Origin of the sequence: Amycolatopsis azurea DSM 43854, assembly GCF_001995215.1 — a bacterium.
In the GTDB taxonomy this organism is placed as follows: Bacteria; Actinomycetota; Actinomycetes; order Mycobacteriales; family Pseudonocardiaceae; genus Amycolatopsis; species Amycolatopsis azurea.
The window spans coordinates 334903-350635 of sequence record NZ_MUXN01000027.1 but is presented as its reverse complement, the minus strand read 5'-3'; the positions used below and the strand labels follow the sequence as shown (position 1 = coordinate 350635).

Sequence of the window (15733 nt, the reverse complement as noted above, 5' to 3'; positions counted from 1 at the left end):
CGCGTGCTCGTGGCCGGGTGACGCCTTCCGAGGGCAGGAGGCGTCACCCGGTTCGCCGGTTAGGCCGCGTCCTGGTCACGGACGTGCAGAAGCGCGTCCGCGTCGGCGAGGATCTCTTGGTCGAGCGGGAAGTAGCCCTGCCGCTGAACAGGGTCGGTCCGGACGCTCGCGGGCGGGACATCGGACGCGGGGAGCAGGGCCCAAGGCGTGGTGACGTGTTTCTGCAGAAACCCTTCGTAGGTCTCGGCTTCGGGTTCGTGAAGCGCTATGGGCTCGCAACTGCCCAGGCTGGTCGCCACGAAGGTGTAGCGATCGCCGAGCAGCGGAGCCACCAATGCGCCGGCGGGGAACCAGGTGACGTCCGTTCCGGCCATGCGCATCGTGCTCGACTGGCGGCGCAGGTGGAGGTTGTGGGCGAAGACCAGCGTCCTGCCACGTCCGGATTCGGCGGCGCGGATCTCCAGCAGATTCCGCGCCATGATGGCGTCCCGGGTCGCGACCAGGGGCATGTACCGCTCGCTCGGCTCCAGGGGTTCGGCGCATTGCCTGTGGTAGCGCAGCAGATCGATCCCCGCCATGAGGTGGAGTTCCGCCCGCGACCACGCGTCCGTGGTCGGTTCCGGTTTCCGCGAACGGAGCGTGGCGAGCAGGTCGGCCGCGATCGCGCGCAGCCGATAGGCGTCCGCCGTTGCGCCGACCGACGAAGCCGCGTCCATGACGGCTTCGGTGCGGCTCCAGCGTTCGTCGTCGCCCGCCGGACCCGCGATGTCGACGTCGAGTCCGAGGAAGTCGCGGGCGTACTCGAGGTAGCGCCGCGGGCTGGGCGCGGAGGTGTTCTCGGTCTGGGTGTCGAAGCCGTGGAAGGAAAGGCGTTCCGCGGGAGTGCGGCCGTCGTTGTACTCGCGCATCCACGCGATCAGCCGCCGGTTCGCCTCCACCGTGCCGAAGACGTGGGTGAAGCCCTCGCTCATCGCGAGGTCGAGCGTTCCGGTCCCGTCCTGGACGTAGTCGTTCGCGACGAGCGCGGCGACACGATCGGTTTCGAGGGCGATCGAGCGGAAGCCGCGGTCGACGAGCTGGGCGAACAGTGCGTTGCGGACCTCGGCGAAGACCGGCGTCGCGTGCGTCGGCTCGCCCAGGCCGAGCAGGTCGCAGGAAGGGGTCACGAAGTCTCGGATGTCTTGACTCATGAGGTTCAAGCGTATCGTTGATGTCGCGGTTGAAACTTTAATCGTGTTTCGGGTGTTGGGGTGCCGGGAAGCTTCAAACGTGGGTTAGGTGTGGGCTGGGTGGTCGTGTCGCGCGTGAAGGCCTCCTTCACGCGGCTCAGCCGAGGAAACTCGACCTTCACGCCACCCCGAAGTACATGAAGGCCCCCTTCACTGCGCCTAGCGCAAGGAAGGGGCCTTCATGTACAGCAAAGGTCTGCCCCCGGACCACTCGTCGCGAGGGGCGAGGCGAGCGGGGTGGTTCTCCCGGTGGCGCAATAAATCCACTTTCGAATAGCTGGCTCCCCATTCATTCTTCCGCTATAAACTTAAAGAACCCTTCGCGCGCGAAGGTGCTTCGCCCGCGAAGCAGCGCTTCGCGGGAATGCGCGAGCGCAAGTTATCAACACTTGAGGTGAATTACCGCGTGGCAATCACTGCGCGGCCGGAGTTCCGCTCTACTTTGTTCCGCATGGTTGAGAAGGATTCGACGGCGCGGACCCGGGAACTGGGCCACCGCATGAAGGCGTTCCGGCAGCGCAGGCACTTCAGCGGAGCCGACGTCAGCCGCCGTAACGGCTGGTTGCAGAGCAAGGTCACGAGGTGGGAACAAGGACTGCGCGAGCTGTCCGTGGTGGACGCGGCGCTGTACCTCGCGAGCTGCGGCGAGGCGGAGCCCGAGCGCGACCTGTTGCTGGAACTGACGCAGCCCGGCGGAGACCTGTACTGGGTACGGCCGTACTTCGACGAGCTCGTCGAACCGACACAATCCTTGGCGATACAGGAGAATCTCGCGCACACCATCGTGCGCTACGAGTCGCTGACGCTCCCCGGGCTGCTGCAGACCGAACCGTACGCCCGCACCGCCTACGAGCTGATCGGCAACCGCGGCCAGGCTCAACTGGACCAGGCCGTGAACGCCCGGATGGACCGGCAGCGGCTGCTGCGACAGGATCGTCCGCCGCGGTGCCGGTTCCACATCCACGAACGCGCGTTGCGGTCCGTCGTCGGCGGTCCCCGGATCATGCACGAGCAGCTGCTCCACCTGGTCCTGTCGGCGAACCTGCCCTATTGCTCCATCCGGATCGTCCCGGAAAGCAACGAAGTCGGCAGAACCATCGAGAATTCTTTCACCATCATGGAATTCACGGAGCATCCGGCGGTGGTGTACACGGATTCCTACGCGGCCGGAATGTTCATCGACGACAGGGTGGCTGTCGAAGCGTATTATTCGCTTGTCGCGCGCCTGGAAAGCGATACCCTGACCGAAGAAAGGTCCCGTCAGGTCCTCGCCGAATGGGCGGACCGGTACGACCGGATGGACGAGTGACCCGATCCGGGGTTTCCCGTCGCCTCTTCCTGGGGTAATCGTTCCGGGTAGCCGAGGAGAAGGAGGACGTGGTGACGAAGACGCAGGACGGTGCCCTGGTCGCCGAGGCGGAGATCGAGCGGAAGTACGACCTGGCGGCGGACAGGCCCATCCCGCCGCTGGTCCCGGCCGGTCCCGTGACGAACCAGGCCGATCCGAGGGTCGACGTCCTCGACGCCACGTACTTCGACACCGCCGACTTCCGGCTCGCGCAGGCGGGCATCACGCTGCGGCGCAGGCTCGGCGGAAGCGACGAGGGCTGGCATCTCAAACTGCCCGTCAGCGCGGACAAACGCGAGGAACTCCGGCTCCCGCTGTCGGGCAAGCCGGACAAGGTGCCCGGCGCGCTGGCGAAACTGGTCCGGGCGCACACCCTCGGCGCCAAACTCGTCCAGGCCGCGCACCTGCGCACCGAACGCACGTCGTATGCCCTGCTCGACGCGAAAGGGCGCGAGGTCGCGACGCTGACCGACGACGTCGTCACCGGCGAGGCGGGCGGGGAGAAGGCGCACCTCGACCGCTGGCGGGAGCTCGAAATCGAACTCACACCCGGCACCGATCCGAAAGTGCTCGACAGTCTGGACAGGGCTGTCGTGAAGGCAGGTGCGGAGCGGTCGCGGTGGCCGTCGAAGCTCCGGCGGCTGACCGACGACCTCGTGCCGTCGTCCGGGGGAGCGTCCGGCTCGGTACTGGTGGACTACTTCGCTGAACAGCTGGACGCGCTGCGCCGCAACGACGTCGGGGTCCGCCGGGACGTCGAAGACGCGGTGCACCAGATGCGGGTCGCGAGCAGGCGGCTGAGGAGCGGCTTGAAAACGTTCCGCCGCTCCCTGGACGCCGACGTCGCGAACGGGCTCGCCGTCGAACTCCGCTGGCTCGGTGGCGAACTCGGACCGGCACGGGACACCGAGGTGATGGCCGCGCGGTTGCACGAAGAGGTCACGGCGCTTCCTGCCGAACTGGTGCTGGGCAACGTCGAGCAGTTGATGACGCGGCACTTCGCCCGCGAGGCCGAAGAAGCCAAGGCACGGGCCGTCCGGGCGCTCGACAGCGAGCGATACACGGACCTGTTGCGATCACTGGAAAAGCTCGTCGCCAAGCCGCGGAAGATCAAGGACGGCAAGAAAGAGCTGCGCAAGGCGGTCGCGCGTTCGGAGCGGAAGCTGCGAGAGGCGGTCGCGGCGGCGAGCGGACTCGAGCCCGGCCCGGAGCAGGACGCCGCGCTGCACGAGGTGCGCAAGAAGGCGAAGCGTGCCCGGTACGCCGCGGACACGGTCCGCCCGGTGACCGGCAAGAAGCTTCGAAAATGGCGAAAGAACGTCAAGGCCGTGCAGACCACCCTCGGTACGCATCACGACGTCGTGGTGACCCGGGAGGCGCTGCGGCTTCTCGGTCTCCGCGCCTACGCCGAGGCCGAAAACGCTTTCACCTACGGCCTCCTGCACGGTCGTTCCGTCGCCGCCGCGGAGGCGGCGCACCGGCGCTTCACCGGGGAATGGCAAGGGCTGAGTAAAGGTTCTCGACCGAAATGGCTCAAATGAGGTAGCCCGGGTTGACCTCCCGCCTCTGGTGAGTACCGTCGGGAGGACTTGGTGGTCTGGAGAGAGGCGCCCCCAATGTTGCCTGGCCAGCGCGTACCCGGCGAACCGCCGCCCCTGGCCGTGACCACCAGCCGCCGCGATGACGGCGTCATCGTCCTCACCGCGGTGGGGGAGATCGACGCGGCCACGATCGGGCGGTTCCGCACCGAACTCACCGGTGCGTGTGGCACGGGTAGGCAAGTGATCCTCGATCTCTCCGGCGTCGGCTTCCTCAGTTGCGCCGGACTGCACGCGCTCGAGGAGGCCAACGCCGCGGCACTGCGGTTCTCGGTGATCGTCAAAACCGCTTTGGTGTCAAGGATCCTGGATGTCAGCGGGGTAGGAGCCGACCTCGATGTCCGGTGGGACGTCGAGGACGTGCGGCTCTAGGCCGTGTCCTGTAAGTCTAGCCGTTCGGTTCGACGTCTTCCGCGCTGACTTCCGGCAGCAGACCACGCCAGCGTGGGTTGCGCAGGCAGCCCGCCTCGGTCCAGCCGCCGAAGACGACCTCACCGACGATGGTCGGCCGCGACCAGTGTGCGTCTCGTGCCTGTTTGTCCGGCACGGAGTCGAACGGGGATGTCTTGCGCTCCAAGCGGAACAGCCGCCGGGACAGTTCCTCCAACTCGTCGGCGGCGAAGCCGACGCCGACGTTTCCGATGTACCGCAAGCCGTCCTCGTGCGGGACGCCGAGTAACAGCGAACTGAACGTGCGCGCCCGGCTGCCGCCACCCGGCCGCCAGCCGCCCAGCACCACCTGCTGGACCCTGGTCCCGGTGATGGAAAGCCAGTCCCCGGTCCGTTTTCCCGGGTGGTAGGCGGAGTCGGCCCGTTTGGCGACGATGCCGGCGAGCCCGTGTTCGCGGGCCGCCCGCGCGACCGCACCGCCGTCCCCGAGGTAGTACCGGGGGACCTGCCAGTGCGGCCCGGCGAGACCGATTTCGTCGAGCAGCTCCCGCCGTTCGACGTAGGACGAGTCGACACAGGAACGACCGTCGAGATGCAGAAGATCGTCGACCAGGTAGAACGCCGGATACCGGGCGGTGAGCCGCTTCGCGGAGGTCTTCGTCGCCCGGGCGCGGTGCCCGAGCCCTTCCGGACTCGGCTTCCCGCCGTCGAAGACGACGATTTCTCCGTCGAGGAAGACTTCCGTGGCACCGAGCTGCTCGCCCAGCCCGCGGAACTCGGGGTACAGGCCGGTGACGTCGTCCCCCGAATCGTCGTACGCGGTGATCCGGCCGCCGGACACGCGGATCAGGGTGCGGCGCCCGGACCAGTCGAATTCGTAGGCCCATTGCGCGTCTTCGCCGGTGGAGGGGAGACGTCCCGGTTTGGTCAGCATCGGAGCGATGAACGAGGGGAGTTCCACGCGCCCCGGTTCGGCGGGATCGAGCCGTTTCAGCAGCCAGCCGCGATCGTTGTCGTCCTTCTTCACATTGAGGAACAGGTATTTCCCGCGAGCCCGTTTCCCGTGGAAGACGACCTCGACCTTGTGGTTGTTGAAGTGCAGTGTTTCGTACCGGCCGGTGTCCCAGATCGTCATGGTGCCACCGCCGTATTCGCCGGCGGGTATTTCGCCTTCGAAGGTGAGGTATTCCATCGGGTGGTCTTCGGTGTGCACGGCGAGGCGTTCGAGATCCGGCGACATCGGCAGGCCCTTGGGCACCGCCCAGGAGACCAGCACGCCGTCCCGTTCGAGCCTGACGTCCCAGTGCAGGCTGCTCGCGTGGTGTTCCTGGATGACGAAGAGATCGTCGGACCCGGTCTCCCCGTCGCGCTCAGGAAGGGGTTCGGGAGTCCGCCCCGGTCTGCGCTTACGGCGGTAGTCGCCGAGTTTCTCCGCCATGGTCGGCCAGCGCACCCCTCTCCGGATCCGGTCACGCAAGCCTAGCGCCGTTCACGGTCCACACGGGCGACGAAGGCCCCTTTTCCCACCGTGAAAGTGGGAAAAGGGGCCTTCGTGCCGACAGTTCCGACAGGAGTTCAGTCGGTTTCGGCCAGCGCCTCGGCGAACTGGGCCGCGTACAGCCGCGAGTACGCACCACCGGTGAGCAGCAGTGTTTCGTGATCGCCCTGCTCGACGATCGAACCGTTCTCCATGACGAGGATGACGTCCGCGTCCCGGATGGTCGAGAGCCGGTGCGCGATGACGAAACTCGTCCGTCCCTCGCGCAGCGAATTCATCGCCCGCTGGATCAGCACCTCGGTCCGCGTGTCGACCGAACTGGTGGCCTCGTCGAGGATGAGGATCGCGGGCTTCGCCAGGAACGCCCGCGCGACGGTGATCAGCTGTTTCTCACCGGCGCTGACCGTGCCGCCCTCGTCGTCGATGACGGTGTCGTAGCCGTCGGGCAGGGTGCGGACGAACCGGTCGACGTGGGTCGCCTTCGCCGCCGCGACGATCTCCTCCTGCGTGGCCCCCGCGGAACCGTAGGCGATGTTCTCCGCGATCGTGCCGCCGAACAGCCACGCGTCCTGCAGCACCATGCCGGTCTTGGACCGCAGGTCCTCGCGATCCATCTCGGCGATGTCGACACCATCGAGGGTGATCCGGCCGCCGTCGAGTTCGTAGAACCGCATGAGCAGGTTGACCAGCGTGGTCTTCCCCGCGCCGGTCGGGCCGACGATGGCCACCGTGTGCCCCGGTTCGACGGTGAGCGACAGGTCCTCGATGAGCGGCGTGTCCTCGGTGTACCGGAACGACACGTGCTCGAACTCGACCTGGCCGCGCACGTTCGCGACCCGCGCGGGTTCGGCGGGCTCCGGCTCCTGCTCGTCCGCGTCGAGCAACGCGAAGACCCGCTCAGCGGACGCGATCCCGGACTGCAGCAGGTTCGCCATGCTGGCGATCTGCGTGACCGGCTGGCTGAACTGCCGCGAGTACTGGATGAACGCCTGGACGTCGCCGAGCGACAGCGTCCCCGACGCCACCCGCAGCGCGCCGATCACGGCCACCAGCACGTAGCTCAGGTTGCCGATGAACATCATCGCGGGCTGGATGGTGCCCGAGATGAACTGCGCCTTGAAGCTCGCGTTGTACAGCGTGTCGTTGTGCTCGCGGAAGACCTCCTCGGCTTCCTCTCGGCGGCCGAACACCTTGACCAGCGAGTGTCCGGTGTACATCTCCTCGATATGCGCGTTGAGCCGCCCGGTGGTGGACCACTGCTTGATGAACTGCGGCTGCGCCTTCTTGCCGATCTTGGCCGCGACGATCACCGAAGCCGGCACCGAAAGCAGCGCGACCAGCGCCAGCACCGGCGAGATGACGAACATCATCACGAGCACGCCGACGACCATCAGCACCGACGACACGATCTGCGCGAGGGTCTGCTGCAGGGACAGCGCGAGGTTGTCGATGTCGTTGGTCGCCCGGCTCAGCACCTCGCCGCGCGGCTGGCGGTCGAAGTAGCTGAGCGGGAGCTTGGCGAACTTCTCCTCGATCCGTTCCCGCAGCTCGAACACGGCCCGCTGGACCAGGTTCGTGGTCAGCCGGGCTTGCAGCAGCGAGAAGAACGACGCCACGATGTAGAGCAGCAGGACCCACATCAGGACCTGGCCGACGGCGTCGATGTCGATCCGCTGGCCCGGCACGAAGTCGATCCCGGAGTACAGGTCGGCGAGGGTGGTGTTGCCCTCCGCCCGCAGCCCGGCGATGACCTGATCCTTGCTCACCGTCGGCGGCATGTCCTTCGCGACGACGCCCGCGAAGATCAGGTCCGTCGCCATGCCGAGGATCTTCGGGCCGATGACACTCAGCGTGACGCTGGCGATGCCGAAGAGTAGAACCCCGTACAGCATGGCGCGCTGCGGTTTCAGCAGGCGCAGCAGGCGTTTCAGTGAGCCCTTGAAGTCCAGGGCCTTCTCGCTGGACTGCCCGCCCATGAAGGCGGCGGGCCCGCGGGCGAAGCCGCCTCCGCCGGGGCCGGGCCCTCGTGCCGCGCTCGCGCGCTCACCCACCGGTTTGGCCGGAGCGCTCGCGGGTTCCGTCGTGGATTCGGGCGCGCTCATCAGGCGGCCTCCTGCTCGGTCAGCTGGGACAGCACGATCTCCCGATAGGTTTCGTTGCCGTCCATGAGTTCGGTGTGCGTTCCGCTGCCGACGACACGGCCTTCGTCGAGCACGACGATGCGGTCCGCGTGGCGGATCGTGCTGACCCGCTGCGCGACGATCACCACGGTCGCCTCGGCGGTCTCGGCCACCAGCGCCCGCCGCAGCGCGGCGTCGGTCGCGTAGTCGAGTGCGGAGAAGGAGTCGTCGAAGAGGTAGATCTCGGGGCGCCGCACCAGCATCCGCGCGATGGCGAGCCGCTGCCGCTGTCCGCCCGAGACGTTGGTCCCGCCCTGGGCGATGGGGGCGTTCAGGCCCTCGGGCATCTGCTCGACGAAGTCCTTGCCCTGGGCCACTTCCAGGGCGTGCCACAGTTCCTCGTCGGTGGCGTCGGTCTTGCCGTAGCGGAGGTTGCTCGCGACCGTCCCGGCGAACAGGTACGGCTTCTGCGGCACCAGCCCGACGGCGTCGGACAGCACGGCCGGATCCAGCTCCCGGACGTCGACGTCGTCGACGCGCACCGAGCCGTCGGTGGCGTCCATCAGCCGGGGGATCAGGTTCAGCAGCGTGGTCTTCCCGCTGCCCGTGCTGCCGATGATCGCGGTCGTCTCACCGGGCCTGGCCAGCAGCGAGATCTCCTGCAGCACCGGCTTCTCGGCGCCGGGGTAGCGGAATTCCACATCGGACAGTTCGAGCCGTCCGTGCACCTCGCCGGGGCTGACCGGGTTCGCCGGGAGGACGACGCTGGTGTGCGTGTCGAGCACCTCGGTGATGCGCTCGGCGCTGACCTCGGCGCGCGGCACCATCATGAACATGAAGGTGGCCATCATGACCGCCATCAGGATCTGCATCAGATAGGACAGGAACGCGGTGAGCGCGCCGATCTGCATGCTGCCGTCTTCGATGCGCAGCCCGCCGAACCACAACACGGCGACGCTGGAGGCGTTCATCACGAGCATGACGATGGGGAACATCAGCGCCATGAGCCTGCCGACGATCAGGGAGACGTCCAGCAGTTCGGTGTTCGCCTTGGTGAACCGGCGCCGCTCGTGGGTGTCCTTGACGAAGGCCCGGATCACCCGGATGCCCATGATCTGCTCGCGCAGGATCTGGTTGATCTTGTCGATGCGCTCCTGCATCAGCCGGAACGCCGGCCGCATCTTCGCGATGATGATCCCGACCGCGGCACCGAGGATCGGCACCACGACCACGAGCAGCCAGGAGAGGGTGACGTCCTGGTTCAGCGCCATGATGATGCCGCCGAAACACATGATCGGCGCGGACACCACGAGGGTGAAGGACATCAACGTCAGCATCTGCACCTGCTGGACGTCGTTGGTGGTGCGGGTGATCAGCGACGGCGTCCCGAAGTGGCCGACCTCGCGGGCGGAGAAGTCCTGGACCCGGTGGAAGATCGCGCCGCGGACGTCGCGGCCGACCGCCATCGCGGTGCGGGCGCCGAAGTAGACGGCGCCGATCGAGCACGCGATCTGCACCAGCGACACCAGCAGCATGACGCCGCCGACGCCGAGGATGTACTCCATGTCGCCCTTGACCACGCCGTGATCGATGATGTCGGCGTTCAGCGTGGGCAAGTAGAGCCCGGCGAGGGTCTGGACGAACTGCAGCAGCACGATCAGCCACAGTTCTCGCCGGTACGGGCGCAGGTGAATGCGCAACAGCTTCGTCAGCACAACGGTTTCTCCCCCAGTGGTGGGTAGGGTGTTACTGCTTCTTCGGTTTTTTCACCGGTTCGGGTCGGGTGAGCGACGGGATGCCCTGCGAGGCCTCGCGCAGGAGGGCCTCGACGGTTTCCAGGAAGGGCTCGGCACCCTCGTGCATCAGCCAGTTGAAGAACGCCGTCTTCACCGCAGACTCCACGATGGCCGCCATCAGTCTCGCGTTCAACGCGTTTTCCGCACCGGCGCCCGCCCGCTCCAGGATTCCCTCGGCCAGTACCCGCTCGACGGTGGCGTGCGCCTTGAGGAACTCGCCGTGCACCGACGGGTGCAGGATCATCGATCGCGCGACCTGCACCGTGTCGCGGTTCGGCTCGCCGTCACGGCCGTAGGTCTCCAGCGTCGCCGCGCTGACCGCTTCCCACAGCGGCTCTTCGGGCGGCCGTTCGCGCAGCGCCTCCAGCACCCGTTCCTGCCGTTCGACGATGAACGAGCAGATCGCCTCCTCCTTGCTGGAGAAGTAGTTGTTGAACGTGCGAGGGGAGACGCCGACGGCGTTGGCGATGTCCTCGACGCGGACCTGTTCGACGCCCTTCTCGGCGGCGAGTTTGAGCGCTGCCTCGCTCATGGCTCGACGGGCCGCGCGTTTCTTGCGTTCGCGCAGTCCGAGAGGGGCGGTGGAGTCGGGTGGCACGACCGAGAGGATAGGCAAAAGTTGCGGGGCACGCAAATTTATGCGCACTCCGCACTTTTCGGACATCCCCCGTGGTGCAGGACACTCAAGATGAGCCGAATGGCCTAGTGCACACCGCTCACCTGCCGTAACGCTTTCGTGTCCACGTCACAGCCAGCTGTTGAACAGAAACCGGCTGTGGACACGGATAGTTACTTCTGCTTGCATGGCCGTCGTTGTGCTGGGGAGTGCGACACGGGTCCGGGTATGCGAAGAGAAAGAAGTGGAAGCACATGGTGACGCGGGCTCGAGGCTTGCTTGACCGCTCACGGGTTCTTCTGGACCGTTCCAGGGTCGCCGCGGCGCAGTTCCTCGCCGCCCCGCCCCGGCACGCTCCGTCGGCTCCGCCCGCCGAACCGGTGGTGGAACAGCGGCCTGCCGTGGAAGCGCCGGACGCGGGCGCGCTCGCCGGCGTCTGTTCCAATGTCGCGCTGCGCGACCTCAACCTGCTCGACCAGCTGCTCGCGCAGCTGGAGACGATGGAGGCGGGGGAGGACAACTCCGACCGTCTCGCCGAGCTCTACCGGCTCGACCACCTGGCGACCCGCTTGCGGCGCAACGCCGAGAACCTGCGCGTGCTCGCCGGCCGGGACGCCGACGACACGACCGCCGGGATCTCGTCCGTGCTCGACGTGATGCGGGCCGCGATGTCGTCGATCGACCACTACTCGCGGATCACGATCGGCCGTGTCGTTTCGCTCGGCGTCGTCGGTTTCGCCGCCGAGGACGTCAGCCGGATCCTCGCGGAACTGTTCGACAACGCGGCGAACCAGTCGTCGCCGAGTTCCCCGGTCAGTGTCAGCGCGCATCTCACCGAACAGGGGAGCGTGCTGATCCGCATCGAGGACGAGGGCATCGGCATGCCGCCGGATCGCCTCGCGGCACTGAACGAGCGCCTGGCCGCCGGTCCGGTGCTCGACGACGATTCGGTGCGGCACATGGGACTCGCCGTCGTCGGCAGGCTCGCCGACCGGCACGAGATCACCGTCAAACTCGACCGCCGTACCCCGCACGGCACGGTCGCCACCGTGCTGCTGCCGGTCCCGGTGGTCTCGGAACTGGCCGAGAAGCAGTGGTCCGGTTCGCAGACCGTGGTGCTGCCGCAGACCAGGATCACCAACGGAGCGCCCGTGGGAAACCCCGTCGCGACGCCGTCCGGGCTGCCCAGGCGCCGCCCGGCCACGACGGAACCCGCGCCGGAACCGGAACGCAAGCCCAGCCCGCGTCCGCGCACGGCCTTCCAGCCGCCCGCCGACGGCGGCACCACGGCGAGCGGCCTCCCGCGCCGGGTTTCCCGCAGTATCAGGACTTTGCCCGACGAACCGGCCCCGCCGACCATCCCGCCCGCCGACGCGGCGGACGGGCACGAGGCGCTGCTGGCCGACCTCGACGCCTTCAGCGACGGCGAGCGTGCCGCCCTCGATGACCGGCACGAGCGTGAGACCGGAGGAAACACCCAGTGACCGCCCAGGACGCGACCACGGATTTCACGTGGCTGCTCGACGACTTCGTGCGCAAGGTGCACGGTGCCAGTCACGCGCTGATCATGTCCGTCGACGGTTTCCCTTTGACTGCTTCGGAATCGGTGTCCAGTGACGACGCCGAGCAGCTCGCCGCCATCGCGAGCGGCCTGCTCAGCCTCGCGGGCAACAGCGCCGCGCTGTTCGGCAAGGGCAACTGCGAGCAGATCATCATCCGGCTCACCCGCGGGTACTTCCTGTTCATGGGGATCGGCGCCGAGGCCGGGCTCGCGGTGCTCACCGAGCCGGACTGCGACATGAAGGTCGTCGCCTACGAGATGACCCAGTTCATCACCAACGCCGGTCACGCCCTCACCCCCGAGGTGCGAGCGGGACTCCGGCAGGTCCTGACCGCCCGACGGCCGCAGGCCTGAGAATCCGGAGAAGGAAGGGATGACCGTGTCCAGCGATCAAGCTCCGGACCGGCCGGTCAAGATGCGCAGCCGCAGAATCCGGCCGTACGCGCTGACCGGCGGCCGCACCAAGAGCAGCCAGCTGCTCCTGGTGGAGACCCTGATCTCGGTTCCGCGCTACGACCCATCGCTGGCCGAGGCGCTGATGCCCGAATCGCGCTCGCTGTACGAGCGCGCCCGCGAACGCTCGTCGATCGCCGAGCTTTCGGTGGGACTGGACCTGCCTTTGGGCGTGGTCCGCGTGCTCATCGGCGACCTCGCCACCCAGGGTGCCGTCTTCGTGCATCCGACGGCCCACGCTTACAACCACGATACGAATGTGCTCGAGAGGATCCTCGATGGACTCAAGCGCCTCCCGGTCTGACGCCGATCTTCTCGCCATCTCCGCCAAGATCGTGGTCGCCGGTGGATTCGGCGTTGGCAAGACGACGTTCGTCGGCTCCGTCTCCGAGGTCCCGCCCCTGAGCAACGAGGCCTGGATGACCGAGGCGGGTGCCGGGGTCGACGAGCTCGTGCCGCCGGGGACCAAATCCACCACCACGGTCGCGATGGACTTCGGCCGCATCACCCTGCGCGAAGACCTGCTCCTGTACCTGTTCGGCACGCCCGGGCAGGCCCGGTTCTGGTTCCTCTGGGACGACCTCTCGCGCGGCGCGCTCGGCGCTGTCGTGCTGGTCGACACCAGCCGGATCGACCAGTCGTTCGCCGCGATCAACTACTTCGAGAACGACTCCGAGCTGCCGTTCATCGTCGCGGTCAACCAGTTCGAGGGGATGCCGGTGCACGACCTCGAAGAGGTGCGCGACGCGCTGGCGCTGTCCCCGGACATCCCGCTGGTCACCTGTGACGCCCGCGACCCGAAATCGGCGGTCGAGACGCTGCAGGAACTGGTGTCCCACACGTTGTCCCTCGCGGTGGTCTCCGGGCCCGGCCGCGAATTCGCCCTCAGCTGACCAGTTCCGGGAGGAATGTCGAGCATGCGCAAGGTTCTGATCGTCGGTGCCGGGCAGTCGGGGTTGCAACTCGCCTTGAGCCTGCTGGACCACGACTACGACGTCACGGTGATGTCGGCGCGGACGCCGGACGAGATCCGGTCCGGCAAGGTGATGTCGACCCAGTGCATGTTCCACTCCGCCCTGCAGCACGAGCGGGACCACAAGCTGAACCTGTGGGAGGAAGAGACCGTCCGGGTCGAAGGACTCGGCGTGTCCATCGCGGGACCGGACTCCAGCCGCGTGCTGGACTGGTTCGCGCCGCTGGAGCACTACGCGCAGTCGGTGGACCAGCGGGTGAAGATGGCGGCCTGGCTGGAGCTGGTGGAGGACCGCGGCGGCAAGGTCGTCATCCACGGCGTCACCACCTCGGATCTCGCGCCGCTGGCGAAGCTCTACGACCTCGTCGTCGTCGCGGCGGGCAAGGGTGAGCTGGTCCAGCTGTTCGACCGGATCCCGGAACGCTCGCCGTACACCGAGCCCCAGCGCGCGCTTTCGCTGGCCTACGTGCACGGCCTCGAGCCCCGGCCCGAGCATTCGGACAAGGCCGCGGTGCGCTTCAACATCATCCCCGGCGTCGGCGAGCTGTTCATGATCCCCGCGTACACGCTGAGCGGGAACTGCGACATCCTCTTCTTCGAGGGCATCCCCGGTGGCCCGCTCGACTGCTGGGGTGACCGGCCTTCGCCGCAGCAGCATCTCGACCGGATCCTGTCGCTGATGAAGCAGTTCCTCCCGTGGGAGTACGACCGTTCGAGGAACGCCGTGCTGACCGACGAGAAGGCGACGCTGGCCGGCGGGTACACCCCGGTCGTGCGGAGCGCGGTCGGCAAGCTGCCGTCCGGGACCGCGGTGCTCGGCATGGCCGACGTCGTCGTGGCCAACGATCCGATCACCGGCCAGGGCTCCAACAACGCGAGCCACTGCGCGGCGTCCTATCTGGACTCGATCCTCGAACACGGGGACAAGCCCTTCGACGAGGCGTGGATGACCGGGGCGTTCGACAAGTACTGGGAGTACGCCCAGCACGTGACGACCTGGACCAACGCGATGCTGCAGCCGCCGCCCCCGCACGTGCTCCAGATCATCGGCGCGGCGGGGGAGAAGCCCGCCGTGGCGACGCGGTTCGCGAACGGTTTCTCCGATCCGACCGACTTCCAGCACTGGTTCTTCGATCCAGCCAAGGCGGAGAAGTACCTGGCCGAGGCCTGATTCGGGAACCGCGGCAGTCCCGCGATCGGGTTCGCGGGACTGTCGCGCTGCGCCTTTTCGGGCTACCGTTGTTACCGAGCGTAAGTACGGTCGGTGACGGCGGTGGAGGTGCGGCTCGATGCGTTCGATGTGGAAGGGCTCGGTGTCCTTCGGGCTGGTGAGCATCCCGATCCAGCTCTACGCGGCCACCGAGAACAAGAACGTCTCGCTGCGCCAGGTGCACGAGGCCGACGGCGGCCGTATCCAGTACAAGCGGTTCTGCACGATCGACGGCGAGGAAGTGCCCTACGCCGAGATCGCCAAAGGCTACGAACTGCCCGACGGCGAGATGGTCGTGCTCACCGACGAGGACATGTCCGAGCTGCCGCTGGCGTCGTCGCGGGCGATCGACGTGCTCGAGTTCGTGCCGCTGGAGTCCATCGACCCGATCCACTTCGACAAGACCTACTACCTCGAACCGCAGAAGAACGCCGTCAAGCCGTACGTGGTCCTGCGTGACGCGCTCCAGAAGGCGAGTCACGTGGCGATCGCGAAGGTCGCCATCCGGCAGCGCGAGACGCTCGCGATCCTGCGGGTGCACAGCGACGTCCTGATGATGACGACGATGCTGTGGCCCGACGAGGTCCGCGTCCCGGACTTCGGTTTCCTGCACGAGGATCCGCCGCAGGTGCGGCCACAGGAGCTGACGATGGCGGGTTCGCTGATCGACTCGCTCTCGGAGCCGGTGTTCGAGCAGGAGAAGTACACCGACTCCTACCGCGAGGCGCTGGAGGCCATGATCGAGGCCAAGGCAGCGGGGAACGAGACGGCGAAACCGAAGGCCGTCGGGGCGAAGGCCGACGTCGTCGACCTCATGGAGGCCCTGCAGGCCAGCGTGAGCGAGGCGAAGAAGACCCGGAAACCGTCGACGGCCAAGAAGGCCACCGCCGCCAAGAAGCCCGCCTCCGGCAAGCGGACCCCGAAGAGCGCCTGACTGTCCT

Annotated in this window: 14 protein-coding genes; 9 read left to right on the top strand and 5 right to left on the bottom strand. The window is 67.4% G+C overall.

Annotated elements, in window-relative coordinates; genetic code table 11:
* Positions 1–59: 59 nt before the first annotated feature.
* Positions 60–1190 (bottom strand): erythromycin esterase family protein, encoded by a 1131-nt coding sequence (locus tag B0293_RS36510; protein WP_039918492.1) that lies wholly within the window; start codon positions 1188–1190, stop codon positions 60–62.
* A 490-nt stretch (positions 1191–1680) separates the two neighbouring features.
* On the opposite strand from B0293_RS36510, the gene B0293_RS36505 reads away from it, so the two are divergent.
* The 3 genes from B0293_RS36505 to B0293_RS36495 all read left to right on the top strand — a co-directional run bounded on the left by B0293_RS36505 (position 1681) and on the right by B0293_RS36495 (position 4547).
* Positions 1681–2538 (top strand): helix-turn-helix domain-containing protein, encoded by an 858-nt coding sequence (locus B0293_RS36505; RefSeq protein ID WP_039918489.1) that lies wholly within the window; start codon positions 1681–1683, stop codon positions 2536–2538.
* A gap of 71 nt (positions 2539–2609) precedes the next feature.
* The gene (locus B0293_RS36500; RefSeq protein ID WP_005159034.1) at positions 2610–4118 is read left to right on the top strand and encodes a CYTH and CHAD domain-containing protein; all 1509 of its coding nucleotides are present in this window, start codon (positions 2610–2612) and stop codon (positions 4116–4118) included.
* A gap of 75 nt (positions 4119–4193) precedes the next feature.
* Positions 4194–4547: an STAS domain-containing protein gene (locus tag B0293_RS36495; protein ID WP_005159033.1), complete on the top strand. Its 354-nt coding sequence runs from the start codon at positions 4194–4196 to the stop codon at positions 4545–4547.
* A 16-nt stretch (positions 4548–4563) separates the two neighbouring features.
* Here the strand turns inward: B0293_RS36495 and B0293_RS36490 are convergent, their stop codons facing one another.
* From B0293_RS36490 to B0293_RS36475, 4 genes are all read right to left on the bottom strand, one after another.
* Entirely contained in the window at positions 4564–6003 is a 1440-nt protein-coding gene (locus tag B0293_RS36490; protein WP_052014486.1) for a DNA polymerase ligase N-terminal domain-containing protein, read from the bottom strand.
* Between the two features lie 137 nt (positions 6004–6140).
* A complete protein-coding gene (locus B0293_RS36485; protein WP_039918486.1) occupies positions 6141–8165 on the bottom strand; it encodes an ABC transporter ATP-binding protein in 2025 nt (674 codons plus the stop codon).
* Positions 8165–9898, bottom strand: coding sequence for an ABC transporter ATP-binding protein (locus tag B0293_RS36480; RefSeq protein ID WP_005159025.1), 1734 nt, complete (start codon positions 9896–9898; stop codon positions 8165–8167). The genes B0293_RS36485 and B0293_RS36480 overlap by 1 nt, the downstream gene beginning before the upstream one ends.
* Before the next feature lie 31 nt (positions 9899–9929).
* Positions 9930–10577 (bottom strand): TetR/AcrR family transcriptional regulator, encoded by a 648-nt coding sequence (locus B0293_RS36475; protein WP_039918542.1) that lies wholly within the window; start codon positions 10575–10577, stop codon positions 9930–9932.
* Positions 10578–10849: 272 nt separating this feature from the next.
* Between B0293_RS36475 and B0293_RS36470 the strand changes: the two genes are divergently transcribed.
* The 6 genes from B0293_RS36470 to ku all read left to right on the top strand — a co-directional run bounded on the left by B0293_RS36470 (position 10850) and on the right by ku (position 15726).
* The gene (locus B0293_RS36470) at positions 10850–12079 is read left to right on the top strand and encodes a sensor histidine kinase (RefSeq protein ID WP_005159023.1); all 1230 of its coding nucleotides are present in this window, start codon (positions 10850–10852) and stop codon (positions 12077–12079) included.
* On the top strand, positions 12076–12510 hold the full coding sequence (locus B0293_RS36465) for a roadblock/LC7 domain-containing protein (protein ID WP_005159022.1): 435 nt from the start codon (positions 12076–12078) through the stop codon (positions 12508–12510). Before B0293_RS36470 ends, B0293_RS36465 begins: the two co-directional genes overlap by 4 nt.
* A gap of 19 nt (positions 12511–12529) precedes the next feature.
* Complete coding sequence (locus B0293_RS36460) at positions 12530–12913, top strand: DUF742 domain-containing protein (protein WP_039918479.1); 384 nt, start codon at positions 12530–12532, stop codon at positions 12911–12913.
* Positions 12888–13502: a GTP-binding protein gene (locus B0293_RS36455; RefSeq protein ID WP_005159020.1), complete on the top strand. Its 615-nt coding sequence runs from the start codon at positions 12888–12890 to the stop codon at positions 13500–13502. Before B0293_RS36460 ends, B0293_RS36455 begins: the two co-directional genes overlap by 26 nt.
* 24 nt (positions 13503–13526) lie before the next feature.
* Positions 13527–14753: a styrene monooxygenase/indole monooxygenase family protein gene (locus tag B0293_RS36450; RefSeq protein WP_005159018.1), complete on the top strand. Its 1227-nt coding sequence runs from the start codon at positions 13527–13529 to the stop codon at positions 14751–14753.
* Positions 14754–14871: 118 nt separating this feature from the next.
* Entirely contained in the window at positions 14872–15726 is an 855-nt protein-coding gene (gene ku / locus B0293_RS36445) for a non-homologous end joining protein Ku (protein WP_005159016.1), read from the top strand.
* The last annotated feature ends 7 nt before the right edge of the window (positions 15727–15733 follow it).

Bases quoted from the DNA above. Each gene is read 5' to 3' on its own strand.
- B0293_RS36510 (WP_039918492.1), bottom strand. From the start codon at position 1,190: ATGAGTCAAGACATCCGAGACTTCGTGACCCCTTCCTGCGACCTGCTC.
- B0293_RS36505 (WP_039918489.1), top strand. From the start codon at position 1,681: ATGGTTGAGAAGGATTCGACGGCGCGGACCCGGGAACTGGGCCACCGC.
- B0293_RS36495 (WP_005159033.1), top strand. From the start codon at position 4,194: ATGTTGCCTGGCCAGCGCGTACCCGGCGAACCGCCGCCCCTGGCCGTG.
- B0293_RS36490 (WP_052014486.1), bottom strand. From the start codon at position 6,003: ATGGCGGAGAAACTCGGCGACTACCGCCGTAAGCGCAGACCGGGGCGG.
- B0293_RS36485 (WP_039918486.1), bottom strand. From the start codon at position 8,165: ATGAGCGCGCCCGAATCCACGACGGAACCCGCGAGCGCTCCGGCCAAA.
- B0293_RS36470 (WP_005159023.1), top strand. From the start codon at position 10,850: ATGGTGACGCGGGCTCGAGGCTTGCTTGACCGCTCACGGGTTCTTCTG.
- B0293_RS36460 (WP_039918479.1), top strand. From the start codon at position 12,530: ATGACCGTGTCCAGCGATCAAGCTCCGGACCGGCCGGTCAAGATGCGC.
- B0293_RS36455 (WP_005159020.1), top strand. From the start codon at position 12,888: ATGGACTCAAGCGCCTCCCGGTCTGACGCCGATCTTCTCGCCATCTCC.
- B0293_RS36450 (WP_005159018.1), top strand. From the start codon at position 13,527: ATGCGCAAGGTTCTGATCGTCGGTGCCGGGCAGTCGGGGTTGCAACTC.
- ku (WP_005159016.1), top strand. From the start codon at position 14,872: ATGCGTTCGATGTGGAAGGGCTCGGTGTCCTTCGGGCTGGTGAGCATC.